This window comes from Citrobacter sp. MGH110 (assembly GCF_001037515.1).
Taxonomy (GTDB): Bacteria; Pseudomonadota; Gammaproteobacteria; order Enterobacterales; family Enterobacteriaceae; genus Citrobacter; species Citrobacter portucalensis.
The window spans coordinates 2,395,288-2,411,402 of record NZ_KQ089830.1; the positions used below are offsets into that span (position 1 = coordinate 2,395,288).

Below are 16,115 nucleotides of genomic sequence, written 5' to 3' on the forward strand. Positions count from 1 at the left end.
ACAGTGAATTTATCTCTGACCAAACGACTGTGGATAGGCTTTGCGCTGATGGCGGCACTGACTCTCATCAGTACGCTGACAGGCTGGTATAACCTGCGTTTTGTCAGCCAGGTTGAGCAGGCCAATACCCAGGCGCTAATTCCAACCATGGATATGGCGCGCCAGCTCAGCGAAGCCAGCGCCTGGGAACTGTTTTCCGCACAAAATCTGACCACCGCAGACAATGAAAATATGTGGCTGGCTCAGGGGAGAATGTTAACCGCCCAGAGTCTGAAAATAACCACATTACTCAAAACCCTTCGTGAGCAGGGCTTTGATACTTCTGCCATTGAACAGCAGGAGAAAGAAATCGCCCGGTCGTTAAGCCATCAGGGGGAGATGGTTGGCGAACGCCTGAAATTACGCGCTCAACAGCAACAACTCAGCCAGCAAATTATTGAGGCCACTGCTGACGTTGCCGAAATGGCACGCGGTCAGGCCAGTAATGCCGCCACGTCGGCGGGTGCGACACAGGCCAGCATTTACGATTTGATTGAGAGCCATCAGGGGCAGGCCGCTGAACACGCGCTGGACAGGCTCATCGATATCGATCTGGAATATTATAACCAGATGAATGAACTGCGCCTGAGTGCGCTACGCGTGCAGCAAATGGTCATGAACCTGGGGAATAACCAGGCGCAGAATAACCTCGCTGCGCTGGAAAACCAGTTGAATGCCGCCGTCAGAGTACTTCAGCGCCGACAAATACGTATTGAAGATCCCGTGGTACGCACTCAGGTGGCCAACACCGTCAATACGATTAGCCGTTATGTTGAGCTGCTGTCCCTGTATCGCCAGGATAATGACATCACGACCCAATTACAGATCTTATCGCAGAATAATATCGAGCAATTTACCCGTTTCAGTAGCGAAGTCAGCCAGTTGGTGGAAACCATCGGCCAGCGTAATCAAAGTGGACTGGCGCATCTCAAACAGACCAGCCAGCGCGGGCAACACTTGCTGCTGCTGTTAGGTGGCGTGTCATTATGTTTGCTGATTCTTATACTTTGGCGTGTGGTTTATCGCTCAGTCACTCGACCACTGGCACAGCAAACCCAGGCGTTACAGCGTCTGCTTGAGGGGGATATTGACTCCCCATTCCCGGAAACCGCAGGCGTTCGTGAACTGGATACCATCGGGCGGTTGATGGATGCCTTTCGCGGCAGTGTTCACGCCCTCAATAGCCATCGCGAACATCTGGCTGCACAGGTCAAAGCTCGCACCGCCGAGCTGCGTTCTATGGTATCTGAACACCGACAGGCCCGTGCAGAAGCTGAAAAAGCTAACCAGGCAAAATCGGCGTTTCTTGCCGCCATGAGCCATGAAATACGCACCCCGCTGTATGGTATCCTCGGCACTGCGCAGTTGCTCTCAGATAATCCCGCCCTGGCACAGCATCGGGAAAATCTACGCGCAATCACCGACTCGGGCGAGTCTTTGCTGACCATCCTCAACGATATCCTGGACTATTCCGCCATCGAAGCCGGTGGAAAAAATGTGGCGATAGGCGATGAGCCTTTTGAACCCAAACCCTTGCTGGAAAGTACGCTTCAACTCATGAACAGCCGTGTTGCTGGTCGCCCTGTCGTGCTGGTTGCGGATTTTGCCGATGACGTTCCCGCTTCCCTGCGTGGCGATCCGCGCCGCATCCGGCAAATCATTACTAATTTATTAAACAACGCACTACGCTTTACCGATCGGGGACACATCATCCTGCGTAGCCGATGTGAGGGCAAAAACTGGTACATCGAGGTTGAAGATACGGGATGTGGTATTGACCCTGCCCGCCAGCACGATATTTTTCAGCCGTTTGTTCAGGTAAGCAGTAAACGAGGTGGAACCGGACTCGGACTAACCATCAGCGCCAGTCTCGCTCAGGCAATGCAGGGAGAGCTGAGCGTCACCAGCACACCCGGCGTCGGGAGTTGTTTCCAGCTGCGTCTGCCATTGCGGGCAACCACGATGCCCATCATGAAACCCGCACAACGCTCCATATCGTTACAGGGCTTACGCTTATTGCTTATCGAGGATAATCCTCTTACACAACGTATCAGTACTGAAATGCTCATCCTCAATGGCGCACAGGTTACTGCTGCCAGCAGCGCCGCTGAGGCGCTAAAAATATTGCAGGAAGATACACACTACAATGCTGCTCTGGTTGATTTCGATCTTCCTGATATCGACGGGATCACGCTGGCACAGCAGTTAGCCCACGACTATCCGGCACTTAACCTGATCGGCTTTAGCGCGCACGTCATCGACGAAACGCTAAGCCAAAGAACCAGCACCCTGTTCCTCGGCATTATTCAAAAACCAGTCCCCCGGGATGAACTCAGTCGACTTATTACGCATTATCTGCACGGTAGTGCGACTCTCCCGCTTGCATCAGAAAATGACAACAAACGGTTAGATTTTCATCAGTTGTCTGGAGATATCCAGGTTATGGGATGGCAAAAGGTGCGCGAATGGTTAGCGCTCTTTAAGCAACACACTCTTCCTGTATTAGATGAGATTGACGCTGCCCGCGCAGCACATGACGACGAGCGAATAAAACGTCTGACGCATCAGCTAAAAAGCAGCTGCGCCAGCATGGGAATGCGCTCAGCCAGCACGATGTGTGCAGCACTTGAACAGCAGCCGTTGGGTGATTTTTCACTCAGAGAGGAGATCCAACAAAGTCTTTATGAGGTAGAACGTTGGCTGGAAAAAGAAAAACCGTCCCGCGCGTAACGGTACGTTGAAGCTGAGCATAGGGACTGATTTTGAATGGTACGCCCTGTAGGATTCGAACCTACGACCTACGGCTTAGAAGGCCGTTGCTCTATCCAACTGAGCTAAGGGCGCATTGCGAAGTGATTACTTCATGCAGATGAAACGCGTGAATTATACGGTCAGCGCCTGCTGAGTCAATGCCTTTTGTTTCAGTTGCTGGCGAAGTGAACGAATGTTGATTTTTTCTGCTGGTTCAAGGGTATCCAGGAAATCGCCTGGTAACAACTCAGCCCACGAAACGCCAGATTTAGGGATACATGTATTTAGAATATTTATGATTTTGCTTAACATTCCCTTACCCCTCCAGCGGTTCAGGAACTCTTTAATGTTAAGTATCGCCATCAAGGAAGAAAACAGTCACTTCGAACATGGACTAAAAATTATCATCTCCCATTTGGCAAACCAGTGGCATCAGGAGATTTGCTTTTTGCCTGTCGAGGATATCGATCGCGCTGACATCGCGTTTATTTCCCTGGATGAAGATTGGCTCAGCGCCGATTGCTATCAGATTCCGGTCCATACCCGCCGCCAACACCGGGTTGTCATCTGTAACAGAAACGATAAAGATAAGCTGATGTTCCGGCCCTGCCTGTACATGTTGCCACTGATCTATCGGGAAGATGACGTTGAGGAAATGACTAAAAAATTAGTCCTCATCCTGCAAAAACGTGCGCTGCGCAACAACGTGCCCGCAACTATCTGTCATTACTGCACCACTCGTAACTTTTCTATCGAAGAACGTCAGTTCTTAATGTTTCTCGCCAGCGGCTATACCTTAGCCGAAACAGCTCACTTGCTCTCGGTAAGCGAAATTCAGGCCAAAGCCACCCGTCGCAGCATTATGAAAAAGCTGCATGTGAAAAACGATCAGCAATTCTTAAGATACATCCGGGCGCATCTGAACTTTCTACAAAATTAGGTGGCATCTCTCTGCCTGATTTTTTATTGAGAAAAATCTCATCACCAATTAAGTATCGGCACCTACTGTACCTATCTCCATGCTGCCAGAATAATCCTGGCTTACTATTTCCGGGGTAACAGAAAGACACACCCGGTAATATTTTATCTAATCCCATAGAGAGGTTGAACTGGATAAAACGACTTTTTGGGCATTGAGTAAGACATCAGAAAACTTCCGGCAGATTATTCTGATGGGATACGCAATTGCCAGTCTGATGATTGCTGAAGCATTGAAACCCAACAGCACAAGGAAACTCGCCTTTACGCTGGAGAAAATTTGGGTCAGGGATGTTTATAGTCGGCAATTTATCCAGACCTGCCGCAACAGAAATGGAATGGAAAAGGATGCACAGCGCAAAACGCCGGGATCGACATCGCCGTATACGAAACACTAACTGTACCTGGCAATATCCTCACTACACATCACAGGTATTTGACCAACTTGAGTATCTGACGCAAAAACTCGAATACACATTACCGAGTGACACTATATCTCAGGCGATTATTACGACAGATTACTATCTGGCCTATGCGCTGGGTCGACATTTATTTTCAGGAGCACGTACCGCAATCTTCCAGACCATTGAATCGGCCAAAGTCAGCCTGCGATCGTCGGTAATTAGTCAGTTAGTGGTTGATATGGAAGGTTTAACAATCTCTTATTTTGATGTTCTGGAGTATCTGCGCCAGCTAATTAAACCGCGGAATAACATCCAAATCTTCATATTGCTTTCCCGCCACGATGAAGACCTAATCCCTTTTATTTCTCTGTCCGGTCCATTTTATATCTTGTCACGTAGCCTGCGCCTCCCGGAGATGCGCCGCGCTTTATTGTCGCCAGTCCTTAACTATATTCACTCCAGGCACATAAACCAGCTCGATTGGGAGATGGTGGAATTACTCTTACAAGGTAACTCCTTAAAAGAGATTGCTTTGTTACAAGCTCGCCCCTACCACCGTATCATCTATCGCTTGAACCAGCTGATTGCGCGTCTGGGCTTAGCAAACCGGCAGCGTTTTTTGCACCTGATACATCGCCTCAGCGTTACCTCTGCTCATTTAATTTAACACCCTAACCCTATGTGCCATAAGATTTTTTAGGAAATTACTTATTTTTATATGAGATAAAAGATCTAAATTTCACAACTATTTAATATTTACAACTATTCCTGGTATTATGCTAACTTCCACCCCCCCAGTAAACCATACTGGTTCTGTGCATATCAGCACAAATAGCGTCATTACCACCTTAACAAATCCTAAACAATTAGTTTATTGTATTGTTTTTACCATTTAAAAATTTTTTTCAGTCTGCCATAATTCAAACAGCAGTAAAATAATGCCAATAGTCATTAACACATCTGGATCTTTTAGAACATCCTAACTGACATTAACAACCTGAATGTTGTAAGCCTTTTCCGAAAGAACAGAGCAGGTATAATCCCCATAGTTTTCTGATTAATTGTTAGTTTTCCCAGTGTGAAATGGATTTTCCACAAATTCATTGTTCTGTAGAAGAGCAACCGAATAAACAAGGATGAAATAATATTTATTCGACTCTCCCTCAGAACAACCCTTGGCTATTTGACAATATTATAACGCCTGATGTTTTATAAAATTATCAAGATACGCATACAGTTTGAGGCATACAACAATGAAACCAGCATCCGTTATCATTATGGACGAACACCCTATTGTCAGAATGTCGATAGAAGTACTACTTGAAAAAAACAGTAATATCCAGGTTGTGTTGAAGACCGATGACAGCCGTACGGCAATAGAGCACCTGCGCACTTACCCTGTCGATCTTGTCATTCTGGATATTGAACTACCTGGTTCAGATGGATTTACATTACTCAAGAGAATAAAGTCTCTGCAGGAGAATACTCGGGTGCTGTTTCTCTCCTCCAAATCGGAGTCTTTTTATGCCGGGCGTGCTATCCGGGCCGGCGCAAATGGTTTCGTCAGTAAACGAAAGGATTTAAATGATATCTACAATGCGGTAAAAATGATTTTATCGGGATATTCTTTTTTCCCTTCAGACACCCTTAACTTCATTAACAATATAAATATGAAAAAAGGTGTATTGAATGACATGCCGCTCTCTAATCGCGAAGTTACGGTTTTGCGTTATCTGGCAAATGGGCTCTCTAATAAGGAAATTGCTGAGCAGCTGTTACTCAGCAATAAAACGATTAGTGCTCACAAAGCTAACATCTACGCCAAACTCGGCTTACATACTATCGTTGAGCTGATCGATTACGCAAAAATGCATGAATTAATGTAATTGCACTCCCGGCGAGACTTCGTTCGGGAGCGTTTTATCCGCGCATTGATTAGTTATAGTTAATCATAAATGTGGCATCGGCCCTGGCGAGGCCAGGCTGAACCCCACCTGCTAACGCGATATAGTTGGCGAAAAAGGTCAGCGTGGCATTGCCGCTTTCATCAATCCCTACGGTTTGGCTGGCCTGCTCGAGCGGTAATCGCGTACGGTCGCTGTCATGCAGTTCGATCGCCACCTTTTGCGCCATCACCACATCGTCGAGCGCCAGCAACGTCGTGCCGGGGGCCGGAGTACCAGAAAACGTTATCGATGCGGAGCCCGGCGGGCAGCCTTCCAGCTTCAGCGTAAACGCGACTGGTTGGGTAGTATCCCCGCTGGTCTGTAACTGTTTTGTCGGCCAGGTGCCCAATTCAACCGACTTATTGCTGTCACTGGCAATCACCGCACAGGTAAAGTCCACCACGTTTCCGCGCAGTTCAATATTGATTTCACCCAGCGACGAGGACGCATGGCACAACGAGCTGAATGTCAGTATGGGCAGCATCACCAGAAGTGCCCATACAGTTGGCGTTTGCTTGTTAGTCATAATCTACTCGCAGATAGCCACGGGCAGTAAAAGGCCCTTCGGTAGGTTTATTCCCCGTCACGCTGACCGGCCATGACCGAATACCCACGCTTGCAGCGGCGTTATCATCCAATTGAAACGGGATAGTGCTGGACAGATTATTGGGCGTCAGCGGTCTACCGGTTTTGTCGGCGACAATAAATCCTAAGTCAGGATTGTCCGATACCATCATTTGCCCGCTGGCTTTCTCGGCCTCTACACGCATGGTTAAGTATGCCTGTGCAGCGACGTTGGTGCATTTTATCGCCACCGTTTTGGTCTGCGGATTAATGCCTTCGGGCCGGTTTCCTGCCCCCGCCTTGCTAAACAACGATGCACCAATATCACCAAAATCAAACTCGACAATCTGCCCGGCATTCACCTCGCAGTTTTGTGGAACCTCCACCTTGCCGCTGTAACTGATGGTGTAAACCGGTGTGCTTAACGCATCTCCGGTACTGGTGGTAACGTAGACTCTGAACATCGTCTGCCGAGGGATCGGCACCATGTTAATAAACGAGCGGATCACTTTGAGTTTAAACACCAGGTTTGAATCCTGTACGCCAAAAGGCTTCTGCTGCGAAACGTTCGAGTCAACGCCCATACGGATATAATTGCGCGGAGGATAAAACAACCCGGCGTAGCTGTCGGTGATGCTCATGGCTCCCAGCAGGTAGTCATTGAGTTTCAGGTACTGAAAACCATTTTCTGTACTTTGCACAGGGAGTTCCGTAACGTAGCTTCGATAGGTGTAATTCACCGTCGTCCCGGCCGGACAGGTAGCATTAACGCCAATCCATCCTGATTTTTCCGGTAATGTCACCACCTGTCCTGGCTGGTTGTTGCTGCTGTTAAAGACGTTAGACAGATCGTAAAAAACATCCGTTGGTGTACCATTCGAGTTTTGGCAGACCGTCGCCCAGGACGAATGGGCCATCAGCAGTAAAGCGCATCCCAGTAACAAACCCGTTTGTCGTTTCATCGTATTATTCCTGTCGTGCCGTTGGAGATTCGCACGTCACATTCGTGAGCGTCACCGCCTGTTTCAGACTCTCCTCAGGCAAGGCATAGTGCGCCACGCAGCGAGCGTTAGCGCTTTCCCCCCATTGGATCAGTAATTCGCCTTTTAGCGGCAAGCCGCTCAGGTAGATTTGCCCGTCTTCGCCCACCATACTGGTCACGCCGCTGTTGTTTTCACGCACAACGGAGCCAAATGGCACAGGTTTACCTGCATATTTCGCGGTTATCAGCGCCCGCACACCGATACGCGTATCAAACGCCGCTCGCACCAATGCCCCTTGCGTTGGCACGACGCTGCTAACGTTATTTTCCACATCGGTATTGTTGTTCATTGAATTGGTATCTAACGCGACGCGGTTATAGCGATAAACGGTGGCATACGGCATCACCGCGTATCCACGCCAGTCGGTTTGCACGCCGGTCTGGTTTTCTATTCGTACACCCTGCGCGCCAGGCGCTTTAACCAGCACGTTAGTATCCCCCAGCGGCTGACTGAGCGTAATACCGTCCGCATGCCCCACCACGCCGCCGGAGAGCTGCCAGTTGTAGTCATGCTGATCGCGATCGTAGTTGTATCCCACGCCCAGCGTGCCATAAGCCGCCTGCCAGTTGGCGCTGGCGTTTCCGCTGTAGCCGTTGGTGCTGCTGTGGCCCTGATTCACGCTGTAGCTCAGGTTACGTCCATCCAGTAACGTGCCGCCGATCCCGCTCTGCCAGCTGTTTTGTCCGTTGCTGTTGCGGTTGGCATTAAAGGTGGCATAGGTGCGATCGAGCGCGTTATCACGCGAGTAGCGCCGTCCGCTCAGCAGGCTGAACGGCACTGACATATTGAATGCCAGAATACGGTCGGTGTCGGAGATGCCTACCGATTCATTCCACGACCAGGAGAGTGAATAGCTAATCCCCTGCCAGCCGCTGGCATAGCCCACCTGATACCAGGTATTGGTGTCTGAGGTGTTCCAGTACGTTTGCTGACTGCCCGAGACATACAGCGATCCGTAGTCTCCCAGGTTCTGCGAAATGTTAATCTGGAAGCGGCCCTTTTTGCTGTAACTCAGATTGTGATAACTCTTCACATCGGGCACGTCGTGGCGATTGCCTTCGCTGTCGTATTCATACTCATAGCCTTCCATGCTGCGATACGCGACATCGTCGAGGGTATAGAAGCCACGCGTTGAGTAGCGATATCCCAACAGTTGGAAGTTAGTGCCAAAGTTGTTCAGCGATTTTGCATACAGAAAACGCAGAGACTGCCCCTGATGCGTACTGTCATCCGCCAGTTGGCTGCGCGCATGGGTTAAATCCACAGAAACCGCCCCCCAGTCTCCCAGGTTTCGGCCTGTACCTAAAACTACCGCCGTGTAACGTGAGGCCAACTGTGTACCACCGTATGCGGTGTAGCCCTCAGGTAACCCGGCAATTAATGTTCCCTGGAAAAAGAACGGTGAAGATTGCTGGCTATTGCCGCTGCGAAAATCCCCGGCAACCACGTCGTATTTGAAACGCCCTTCTCGTTGTAACAGGGGAACCGTGGAGTACGGCACCGTATAGCGCTGTTGGCTGCCGTCCTTTTCGTCCACCGTCACCTCAAGGTCACCGCTGGATGACGTCGGGTTGAGATCGGTTATCGAGAAAGCACCCGGTGAAACATAACTTTGATAAATCACATAGCCATTCTGACGGATGGTGAGTTTCGCTGCGGTGCGCGCAATACCGCGAACGGTAGGCGCGTAGCCCTGTAAGCTGTCGGGATACATACTGTCTGAGGAATAGAGCCGCGCCCCGCGAAATCCGACGCTGTCAAAAACGTCGTTACCGGTGTTGCTGTCGCCCATCACCAGTTCACCCTTCAGCGGGATAATCGCGCGCTGAAGCCATGTACCGATGTTTTTCCAGCTTTGCGAGTGGTATCCGTCACCTTTGGAATAGCTCCATGCGCCGTTATTTCTCAAGCGCCAGGGGCCATAGTTCAGGCCACTGAGCATACTTAAGAAATAGCTGTCAGTGTCACTGCCGCGGCTGCCGGTAAAGCTGTAGTTGACCAGAGCAGCCGGGATCCCTTCATCCCACTCCTCTGGCGGAATATAGCCACGCGCGCTGTTTAACATTGACGCCTGCGGCAGGTTGACGTTTAAGCGCAGGGTAGAAAAATCAAATGCAATCTCGCTGCCTGGAATCGCCTCAGGTAGATTGATACAGGTATCGTTCGGCTCCTTACTGAGGGCCGGAAACGCGGCAATATTAACGCCAAGGCGCTTCACCCAATCGAGTCCAAAACACGGCATCAGCCCACCGGACTTCTCCCCGGCTTTTCCCGCGCTGGTCGTAAAACGTATATCCTGAGTGGCAACAAACTCATCGTTGCGCCAGATATCCACACGATAAACGCCTTCAGGCTGATGATTACCTTTTTCAAAACGTGACAAATCTGCCACGGTTGCCGTATCCGCAGATAAAAAGGCCGGATTAAAATAGCTTTCCCCATGGCTTAAAGAGGGAAAGAGCGCCGCCAGCGTGGACAACGCCACCCCCGCCAACGGTGGCGTAACCCCCGGTAACAGGCCAGGAAAATACGTTGTCTTATTCATCGTTATCTCAACGCACGCTAACCGTTTTGGCCGGGGTCACGGCGCCATAATCATTGACCGTCTGGAACGTGACATTGCCCTGAACGCCCGTTGGTAACAGGACCTGCGCATCACTTTTCGGCGCAACCATCACGTTGTCGATCTTCGAGTTCCCCACGTTGAGATTGACCAGGGTGACATAATACGCTGACGGATTATTGATTTTCAGGTGGTTGCCGGTTCGGGAGAATTTCAGCATCCCAGGCGCATCTTCCGGAATTTGCGGCAGATTATTCGGACGGACAAAAAGCTTGATGCGGGACAGAATCGCCAGTTGCAGAACGTTTTTACCCTCGAGGCTGTTTTTATTGACTGACGGAATGGCTTTCACGTTCATCCAGAACAGCGACTCACGATCTTTGGGCAGCGGAACACCTGCATAGATGATACGCAGCGTGTTTTCGCTTTTGGGTTCGCTGACAAACAACGGAGGCGTAACCACAAACGATTTTTCTTTAACGCCTGCGCTATTCTCGATCCATGAATTGACCAGGTAACGTTCTTTGGTATCACTATTGCTAATAGACAGGGACGTTTGTTTGGCATCAGCTGGATAAATAACGCGGGTAGCGCCTAATGCAATGCCTCCGGCAGCCTGAACACTGGCAACAGGAAATAAGACCAGTAAAAGGATAAAACCTGATTTTAGATAATTAAACATAGCTACAAATACCTTTGGTGTGATTATCGTTGGGAAATAAATCAGGGATAAACCAACGTAAACCACACGTCTGAACGAAGCGTTCCCGGCGTTATATTTTCCGAGACAGCCCGATAACGAGCAGTAAAATGAAACGTCATCTCTTGCGTTATAATCGGCGCATAATGAAGCGGCAGTGCATTCGGAATAATTTGCCGTTGGCGCTCATCAAATAACGCCAGACCGATCCCCGAAGCCGCAGACGCATCGCCACTGGCAAGAAAAACCTGCGGATCTTCCGCTGGCGTCACACCTGCAAACGCAATCCCAACGTGGTCATAAACATCGGAGCTGCATGACGTTAAGCGCAGTGAAAACGGTACGCTGGTAGAGGCAAAGCTTCCCGTCCCGGAGAAAGCATTGGTGCGATACTGCCCCATTTGCACCCGCAAATTTTGGCTGTCGGTAGCGACCGTACAGGCACCATTGACGAGCTGCCCCCGTAAGTGAAGGCGGCCACTTTCCAGTATTACCGTATGTGCAAACACAGGCAGTACGCACAGCATTCCCGCCAGCGCCACACCTTTCCCTATCATCTGCCGCATCCTTCATCATCCCCGGAAATTGCCTCATCCAGTGAGGCGTACTGCATCCTTGCACAAATCAAAACGGCTTATTCGTACTTCATGATGAACGTTGCGTCGGCATTTGCCTGACCCGGCGTAGCGCTGGTGGCTGTGGCTTTATAACGCGCAGAGAAACGCAGGGTGTTGGTCCCTTCTACCAGTGCCTGAGCGGTAGAGAAGGTGGCTCCATCCGGCTTCAGCGCGGTGGACGTATTGTCCAGAATTTCAATCCCGACACCGCTGGCAGTGGTACCGTTGTCTGCAGAAGTGACAGCCAGCAGGTTGTTGTTGGTGATATCGGATTGACCAGAGAAAGCCACGGCTGCGGTTGCGGCAACTTTCGGGTCACAGTCGTTCAGCACGATGGAGAACGGAATTTGCGCCGTTGTATCGCCAACTGCGGTAAAACTGGCGGTACGATATTGGCCTAAGGTGACAACCTGATCGGATGACTGAGTACTGACTGCACAGGCTGCATTGACCAGTTCACCTTCAAAATGCACAGTACCGCCGCTAACGCTTACCGGATCGGCTGCAACCGCTGCACCTGCAACTAACATCAGGCTGGCAATAACAGAAGAGGTCATTAATTTACGTTTCATGGATTTCCCTTGAATTACACACATCCGGCTCCGGCATCCTGCGGGATCCGTTTGAATCATTATCGACATTAAATGTCAGGCTAATTATCTCTGCATCCTGTAAAGATATATATCGCAAGAGAATTAGCTAACCTTTTACCCCAACTCTCCTGAGTATTTGATTCACTAATTAATCTTCGCGAATATGACTATTCGTCACAGGGTTAAATTAAACATTTCAATTAATGAAAAATACCTGCAAATCCTTTTATTGACCCTGGCAAATTCTTATTGGGACCTAAGAAAAATCTGGGTGAATATTACTTAAATGCTTCCATAAAGGTACGTAACAGACTGGTTTATGGCGCATTACCCCTGATAACACCAGGGTGATGAATTGTTTCATTCACGTTAATTTTAATTCGCATGCTCATTAATTACCTGGGAGACTTCAGCCTCTGTGCTGCTCCCATTCTCTGACCATGACACCCGTTATCGCACGTAAAAACGCAAACGAAAACTGACAGCACGCCCCGCTTCTGACAAAATAGTGACATCCCCTTCGGTTTAACGTAACAGACGGAATTCTCTCTCTGATGGCAGCAAAGATTATTGACGGTAAAACGATTGCGCAGCAGGTGCGCTCTGAGGTTGCTCAAAAAGTTCAGGCGCGTTTAGCGGCTGGATTACGCGCCCCAGGCCTGGCTGTTGTGCTGGTAGGTAGCAACCCGGCTTCGCAGATTTATGTTGCGAGTAAACGCAAAGCCTGTGACGAAGTGGGGTTTGTCTCCCGCTCCTATGACCTGCCTGAAACCACCAGCGAGGCGGAGCTTCTTGAGCTGATCGATACGCTCAATGCAGATACCACCATCGACGGTATCCTGGTACAACTGCCGTTGCCGGCGGGTATCGACAACGTGAAAGTGCTGGAACGTATTGCGCCAGATAAAGACGTTGACGGTTTCCACCCGTATAACGTCGGTCGCCTGTGCCAGCGCGCGCCGCGCCTGCGCCCATGTACTCCGCGCGGTATTGTTACCCTGCTTGAGCGTTACAACATCGATACCTACGGTCTGAATGCCGTGGTCATTGGTGCCTCGAATATTGTCGGTCGCCCAATGAGTATGGAGCTACTGCTGGCTGGGTGCACCACCACCGTCACCCACCGATTCACCAAAGATCTGCGCCGCCACGTAGAAAATGCTGACCTGCTGATTGTTGCCGTCGGTAAACCGGGCTTTATTCCTGGTGAGTGGATCAAAGAAGGTGCGATTGTGATTGATGTCGGCATCAACCGTCTGGAGAATGGTAAGGTTGTTGGCGATGTGGTCTTTGACGATGCGGCCGCACGAGCGTCATATATCACGCCGGTCCCCGGCGGCGTAGGCCCAATGACGGTCGCCACACTTATCGAAAACACGCTGCAGGCGTGTGTTGAATATCATGATGTAAAGGACGTTTAAGATGGCCACATTTTCACTGGGTAAACACCCACACGTTGAACTCTGCGATTTGCTGAAGCTGGAAGGCTGGAGCGAAAGCGGCGCCCAGGCAAAAATTGCTATTGGCGAAGGGTTAGTGAAGGTCGATGGCGTTGTTGAAACGCGTAAACGCTGCAAAATCGTTGCCGGACAGACCGTCAGCTTTGAAGGCCACAGCATTAACGTCGTGGCGTGACCCTAAGTGCCGGATGAGGTTAACACCGTATCCGGCCACTTCCCCCTCTCGTTTTCAGATAATGACTTCATCCCCACTTCACAGTGAACTGATAGCATGTTGTTTTTCCACACGAAGCGATCATCATGCCCACTATCGTTACCCACGCGGCCGTTCCGCTCTGTTTAGGCTTAGGTCTCGGACTTAAAGTCATCCCCCCACGATTACTGTTTGCTGGCGTCGTTCTGGCCATGCTGCCAGATGCCGACGTGTTGTCATTTAAACTTGGCGTCGCCTACGGCAACGTGTTTGGTCACCGCGGTTTTACCCACTCACTGCTGTTCGCCTTCGTGGTACCGCTGCTCTGCGTGTTGATTGGCCGACGATGGTTTAAGGCGGGATTGATTCGCTGCTGGCTATTCCTGACGGTATCACTGCTGTCGCACAGTCTGCTGGATTCTGTCACTACCGGCGGCAAAGGCGTTGGCTGGCTGTGGCCGTGGTCGGATGAACGCTTCTTCGCGCCGTGGCAGGTGATTAAAGTCGCCCCGTTTGCGCTATCACGCTATGCCACACCGTACGGGCATCAGGTGATCATGTCGGAGTTGATGTGGGTATGGCTGCCGGGAATCGTAATGATGGGTGTGCTGTGGTGGTATCGGAAACATTAATCTGCCGGATGCGACGCGCTGCGTCTTATCCGGCCTACACGGCCCGGTAAGCGTAAGCGCCACCGGGCATTACAGAGTTACTTACGACGCCAGGTGGTACCCTGCGGGCCGTCTTCCAGCACGATGCCCATCTCGTTGAGACGGTCACGCGCGGCATCAGCTGCCGCCCAGTCTTTCGCCTTACGGGCATCCAGACGCTGTTGGATTAACGCTTCAATTTCAGCAACTTCACCGTCATCCGCCTGCGCACCACTTTGCAGGAACGCTTCTGGATCCTGTTCCAGCAGGCCCAGTACGCTGGAAAGCTTACGCAGATGCGCAGCCATGCCGTTAGCCGCCGCCATATCTTCCCCCTTCAGACGGTTAACCTCACGTGCCATATCAAACAGCACGGAGTAGGCTTCCGGGGTGTTGAAGTCATCGTCCATCGCTTCAATAAAGCGCGCTTCAAAGGCTTCGCCACCGGCTGGCGCAACGGATTTGTCGGTGCCACGCAGCGCGGTATACAGACGCTCCAGCGCAGAACGCGCCTGCTTGAGGTTCTCTTCGCTGTAGTTTAACTGGCTACGGTAATGACCGGACATCAGGAAGTAACGGATGGTTTCGGCGTCGTAGTATTTCAGCACGTCGCGAACGGTAAAGAAGTTGCCCAGCGATTTGGACATTTTCTCGCGGTCAACCATCACCATCCCTGAGTGCATCCAGTAATTAACGTACTCACCGTCATGTGCACAGGTGGACTGAGCGATTTCGTTTTCATGGTGCGGGAACATCAGGTCCGAACCGCCGCCGTGAATATCGAAATGGTTGCCCAGTTGTTTGCAGTTCATCGCCGAACATTCGATGTGCCAGCCCGGACGGCCCGCGCCCCATGGAGACGGCCAGCTCGGCTCGCCTTCTTTGGACATTTTCCACAGCACGAAGTCCATCGGGTTGCGTTTCACATCAACCACGTCAACGCGTGCGCCTGCCTGCAGCTGATCCAGATCCTGGCGCGACAGCTGGCCGTAGTTCGGGTCAGTCGGCACGTCGAACATCACGTCGCCGTTATCGGCAACGTAAGCGTGACCTTTGGCAATCAGTTGTTCAGTGATTTCGATAATTTCAGCGATATGGTGCGTAGCACGCGGTTCCAGATCCGGGCGCAGAATATTCAGCGCATCGAAATCGCTGTGCATTTCCGCGATCATTCTGTCGACCAACGCCACAAAGCTTTCGCCGTTTTCATTCGCGCGTTTGATGATTTTGTCATCGATATCGGTAATGTTGCGCACATACTTCAGATTATAGCCGAGGAAGCGCAGATAACGCGCAACGACGTCGAAAGAAACGAAGGTACGTCCGTGGCCAATATGACAGAGATCGTAAACGGTAATACCACACACGTACATGCCGACTTCCCCGGCATGAATAGGTTTGAATTCCTCTTTTTGGCGCGTCAGTGTATTAAAGATTTTTAACATCGAAGATTCCGTGTAGACGTGTGTGGATAGTAAAGTCTGTATAATACCCATAATTTAGACCGGAAGCAGCACACTTTGCGAGGTGATCGCAGCTTGCGGTTATGCTATAACACACCCCTAACTCTGACCCTTGACGGGGTCGAAGCACCAATCTATCGGAACAGGATGC

General features: G+C 50.5%; 15 protein-coding genes and 1 tRNA gene. 7 read left to right on the forward strand and 9 right to left on the reverse strand.

Annotated features, from left to right (window positions below):
• The first annotated feature begins 3 nt into the window (after positions 1 to 3).
• Entirely contained in the window at positions 4 to 2,769 is a 2,766-nt protein-coding gene (torS, locus tag SK38_RS11415) for a TMAO reductase system sensor histidine kinase/response regulator TorS (RefSeq protein WP_075553049.1), read from the forward strand.
• Between the two features lie 37 nt (positions 2,770 to 2,806).
• Here torS and SK38_RS11420 read toward each other — a convergent pair.
• Positions 2,807 to 2,883, reverse strand: a tRNA-Arg gene (locus SK38_RS11420).
• 39 nt (positions 2,884 to 2,922) lie between these two features.
• Complete coding sequence (locus SK38_RS11425) at positions 2,923 to 3,102, reverse strand: hypothetical protein (RefSeq protein ID WP_048235938.1); 180 nt, start codon at positions 3,100 to 3,102, stop codon at positions 2,923 to 2,925.
• A 34-nt stretch (positions 3,103 to 3,136) separates the two neighbouring features.
• Between SK38_RS11425 and fimW the strand changes: the two genes are divergently transcribed.
• The 3 genes from fimW (at position 3,137) to fimZ (ending at position 6,058) form a co-directional block, all read left to right on the forward strand.
• A complete protein-coding gene (fimW, locus tag SK38_RS11430) occupies positions 3,137 to 3,730 on the forward strand; it encodes a fimbria biosynthesis transcriptional regulator FimW (RefSeq protein ID WP_008784010.1) in 594 nt (197 codons plus the stop codon).
• A 386-nt stretch (positions 3,731 to 4,116) separates the two neighbouring features.
• Positions 4,117 to 4,839: a fimbria biosynthesis regulator FimY gene (fimY, locus tag SK38_RS11435; protein ID WP_048235939.1), complete on the forward strand. Its 723-nt coding sequence runs from the start codon at positions 4,117 to 4,119 to the stop codon at positions 4,837 to 4,839.
• Positions 4,840 to 5,425: 586 nt separating this feature from the next.
• Positions 5,426 to 6,058 (forward strand): fimbria biosynthesis transcriptional regulator FimZ, encoded by a 633-nt coding sequence (gene fimZ, locus SK38_RS11440; RefSeq protein ID WP_003831119.1) that lies wholly within the window; start codon positions 5,426 to 5,428, stop codon positions 6,056 to 6,058.
• 49 nt (positions 6,059 to 6,107) lie between these two features.
• Here fimZ and sfmF read toward each other — a convergent pair whose 3' ends face one another.
• The 6 genes from sfmF to fimA all read right to left on the reverse strand — a co-directional run bounded on the left by sfmF (position 6,108) and on the right by fimA (position 12,177).
• Positions 6,108 to 6,602 carry a fimbria assembly protein gene (sfmF, locus tag SK38_RS11445; protein ID WP_153753994.1) on the reverse strand — a complete coding sequence of 165 codons (495 nt, stop codon included), beginning with the start codon at positions 6,600 to 6,602 and terminating at the stop codon, positions 6,108 to 6,110.
• A gap of 34 nt (positions 6,603 to 6,636) precedes the next feature.
• Positions 6,637 to 7,644, reverse strand: coding sequence for a type 1 fimbria D-mannose specific adhesin FimH (gene fimH, locus SK38_RS11450; protein ID WP_048235941.1), 1,008 nt, complete (start codon positions 7,642 to 7,644; stop codon positions 6,637 to 6,639).
• A gap of 4 nt (positions 7,645 to 7,648) precedes the next feature.
• Positions 7,649 to 10,270 carry a fimbrial biogenesis usher protein gene (locus SK38_RS11455; RefSeq protein WP_048235942.1) on the reverse strand — a complete coding sequence of 874 codons (2,622 nt, stop codon included), beginning with the start codon at positions 10,268 to 10,270 and terminating at the stop codon, positions 7,649 to 7,651.
• 7 nt (positions 10,271 to 10,277) lie between these two features.
• Positions 10,278 to 10,970, reverse strand: coding sequence for a type 1 fimbria chaperone FimC (gene fimC, locus SK38_RS11460; RefSeq protein WP_048235943.1), 693 nt, complete (start codon positions 10,968 to 10,970; stop codon positions 10,278 to 10,280).
• A 41-nt stretch (positions 10,971 to 11,011) separates the two neighbouring features.
• The gene (gene fimI / locus SK38_RS11465; RefSeq protein WP_032942585.1) at positions 11,012 to 11,545 is read right to left on the reverse strand and encodes a type 1 fimbrial protein subunit FimI; all 534 of its coding nucleotides are present in this window, start codon (positions 11,543 to 11,545) and stop codon (positions 11,012 to 11,014) included.
• A 77-nt stretch (positions 11,546 to 11,622) separates the two neighbouring features.
• Complete coding sequence (gene fimA, locus SK38_RS11470; protein WP_032934356.1) at positions 11,623 to 12,177, reverse strand: type 1 fimbrial major subunit FimA; 555 nt, start codon at positions 12,175 to 12,177, stop codon at positions 11,623 to 11,625.
• A gap of 575 nt (positions 12,178 to 12,752) precedes the next feature.
• Between fimA and folD the strand changes: the two genes are divergently transcribed.
• From folD to SK38_RS11485, 3 genes are all read left to right on the forward strand, one after another.
• Positions 12,753 to 13,619, forward strand: a complete 867-nt coding sequence (gene folD, locus SK38_RS11475) for a bifunctional methylenetetrahydrofolate dehydrogenase/methenyltetrahydrofolate cyclohydrolase FolD (RefSeq protein WP_003831112.1) — start codon at positions 12,753 to 12,755, stop codon at positions 13,617 to 13,619.
• Between the two features lies 1 nt (position 13,620).
• The gene (gene ybcJ / locus SK38_RS11480) at positions 13,621 to 13,833 is read left to right on the forward strand and encodes a ribosome-associated protein YbcJ (RefSeq protein ID WP_003831111.1); all 213 of its coding nucleotides are present in this window, start codon (positions 13,621 to 13,623) and stop codon (positions 13,831 to 13,833) included.
• 125 nt (positions 13,834 to 13,958) lie between these two features.
• A complete protein-coding gene (locus tag SK38_RS11485) occupies positions 13,959 to 14,483 on the forward strand; it encodes a metal-dependent hydrolase (RefSeq protein WP_048235944.1) in 525 nt (174 codons plus the stop codon).
• A gap of 77 nt (positions 14,484 to 14,560) precedes the next feature.
• Here the strand turns inward: SK38_RS11485 and cysS are convergent, their stop codons facing one another.
• The gene (gene cysS / locus SK38_RS11490; protein ID WP_048235945.1) at positions 14,561 to 15,946 is read right to left on the reverse strand and encodes a cysteine--tRNA ligase; all 1,386 of its coding nucleotides are present in this window, start codon (positions 15,944 to 15,946) and stop codon (positions 14,561 to 14,563) included.
• Between the last annotated feature and the right edge of the window lie 169 nt (positions 15,947 to 16,115).